This is a genomic window from Noviherbaspirillum sp., assembly GCF_035944575.1.
Lineage (GTDB): Bacteria > Pseudomonadota > Gammaproteobacteria > Burkholderiales > Burkholderiaceae_D > Noviherbaspirillum.
The window spans coordinates 1-2,644 of sequence record NZ_DASZBA010000174.1 but is presented as its reverse complement, the minus strand read 5'-3'; the positions used below and the strand labels follow the sequence as shown (position 1 = coordinate 2,644).

The window sequence follows — 2,644 nt, the reverse complement described above, 5'->3', positions numbered from 1 at the left end:
GGTCACGGCTTAAATGTGACAGCGAACACAATACTGTTCGATCCGTCGCAAATTTTTCACAGTTTGTCTCCAAACACAGCTGACACTCGCGGCGGAAACCGGAAGCGCTTTTCCGGCGGCTTGGTTACACTCTCTCTCACTAAAAATTCGAAGAAAGACAGCCCGCGGCGGCTTGCGTGCTGCGGTCCACTCGGGACCGCGCCCAAGCCGCCGCATACGCCCTTATGGATAACCTCAGTCATTCCGTCGTCGGCCTGGCGGCCGGCGAACTCATTCATCGAAGCCTCCCCGTCGAACAGGATTCCGCCCGCCATGACTTGCGCCGCACCCTGTTGCTGGTGTCGTGCTGGCTGGCGAGCAATTTCCCGGATCTGGACCTGGTTCTCACGCCTCTGCTGCCTGAACCCCTCGGTTACCTGTTGCATCACCGGGGGCATACCCATACGCTGCTCTATGCCATCCCCCAGGCATTGCTGCTTTGGGCCCTGCTATGGCTGCTATGGCCGGCAGCGCGGCGCCTGCTGAAAGCAAGCCAGACCGCGCGCGCAGGGCTTGCCCTCAGCCTGACAGCGGGCTTTCTGCTGCATATGTCGATGGACTACCTGAATTCCTACGGCATACATCCATTCCATCCATTCGATTCGCGATGGTTTTACGGCGATATGGTGTTCATCCTGGAGCCGCTTTTCTGGATCGCATTCGGCATTCCGATGGCGATGATGATCCGCACGCTATGGCTGCGAGCGTTATTGATACTCGCTCTGCTCGCAATACCGGTGTACTTCACCATGCACAACTATCTCCCCTGGGTCTCGATGGCGGTCCTGGCCGCCATTGCCGCGCCGCTCGGCCTGCTGCAACGCAGGGCCGGGGCACAGGGCATTGCCGCGCTGGCGCTGGCCATGGTGATCGGCGCCGGTTTCGTTGGTCTGCAGGGCGTTGCCTCCAATCGCGCAAGGCAGTTCGTCGCTGAGGCACTTCACACGCGCGACCCGGCCAGCCGCCTGGTCGATGCATCGATGACCTCCTTCCCGACCAACCCGGTGTGCTGGAGCTTCGTCTCAGTGGAAAGCAACGAAGAAGCCGGCACTTACCGGTTGCGGCGCGGACTGGTGAGCACCCTTCCCGATACCGTACCGGTCACCCGTTGCCCTGCCGCCCTGTCTGACCGGAAGTCGCAAAAGGAAATGACGGCATCGCTGGCACTTTTTTCGGAACAGGTCGGCCAGCTGGCCGTGCTGCGTGAGCTGCGGAAAGACAATTGCCATTTTGAAGCCTGGCTGCGCTTTGCGCGAGCGCCTGCGGTAAGCGACATTGAGGCGATGGATCTGCGCTACTCTGCTTCGCCGCAGGGCAACTTCACAACCATGCGCTTCGAGGACTTCAAGCACCGCGCCTGCCCGACGTATGTACCGCAATGGAATTTTCCGCGGCTGGACCTGCTGACACCGCTTCCTCCCGATCACTGAATTTCATCCTGACCGCCTTCGTTCGTCTTGCACAGCCGCAGGCTTGGATTTTGCTCCTGTCTTGAACAGTACATTCTCTACAAACACGAAATTCAAGGAGCTGAATGATGCAATTCAAGCGAACTAAAGGCCTGCTATGTGCCGTATTCGCGCCGGTCGCATTTGCAGTCTGCGTGCCCGTACTGGCGCAGAATGTCGATACAGCCGGCAAATCAACCCAGCAAATCCAGTCGCAGGCAATGGCTCCCGACATGCGCGCGAGTAAAGTGATCGGGAAACAGGTAAAAAATCCACAGGGTGAAAACCTTGGGAAAATTGAAGACCTGGTGATCAATGTCGGCACCGAAAAGCTGCAATACGCAGTCATCTCCTCCGGCGGTTTCCTCGGGATGGGCGACAAGCTGTTTGCCTATCCCGCCGAGCTTTTCAAAACGAGCGGCGCCGAAGGCAAGGAGGAGTTCGTGCTCGCCGTCGACAAGGAGCAATTGAAGAAAGCGCCGGGCTTCGAACGCAATAGCAAGCCGAACTGGTCTCTGAATACGTACCGCAGCCAGGTCGACAGTTTTTTCTACAAGGAAGACACGACCAAACGCACGACAACCGGCCGGCTGATGAGTGCCAGCGACCTGATCGGCAAGGATGTCAATGATCGGGCGGCCCACAGCGCGGGAGAGATCGAGGAACTGGTCGTAAATTTCGGCAATGGCCGCACCTATGCCGTCCTCGATTTCGACAAGGCATGGAACCCGGACGACAAGCTGCTGGCATTGCCGCTCAGCGCGTTCACTTTCCCCGGACGCCCCGACATCGATATCTTCCTGAACCTGCAGCGGGAAAAGATCGATATGGCCCGGTCGTTCGACGAAAACAACTGGCCTAATCTGAACGATGCAAAATACCGCAGCGATCTCAGCAATTACCTGTCCAGCATGCAGCAGCAAAGCGACAATACCGGACGTTCGTCCGGCGCGTCGAAATAGCGGTCAGGGGAGAAAGTTGTTCACCTGCATGGCAGCGCCATTTCCACATTGCCGTGCAAGCGTCGGTATCACGGGCCGCGACGGGAAACAGGCAGAACTGAAAGCCGATTCAGATTACGGCAAGGTTTTCGATTTCTGCCTGATCAAGATCCTTGCGGACACAGGCACTGTCGTACACCAGGGTCAGCTTGATGA

General features: G+C 58.0%; 2 protein-coding genes. Both read left to right on the top strand.

Annotated elements, in window-relative coordinates; genetic code table 11:
* The first annotated feature begins 224 nt into the window (after positions 1 to 224).
* Positions 225 to 1,469, top strand: coding sequence for a metal-dependent hydrolase (locus VGU61_RS12695; RefSeq protein WP_326859499.1), 1,245 nt, complete (start codon positions 225 to 227; stop codon positions 1,467 to 1,469).
* A 107-nt stretch (positions 1,470 to 1,576) separates the two neighbouring features.
* Positions 1,577 to 2,449: a PRC-barrel domain-containing protein gene (locus VGU61_RS12690; protein ID WP_326859498.1), complete on the top strand. Its 873-nt coding sequence runs from the start codon at positions 1,577 to 1,579 to the stop codon at positions 2,447 to 2,449.
* The last annotated feature ends 195 nt before the right edge of the window (positions 2,450 to 2,644 follow it).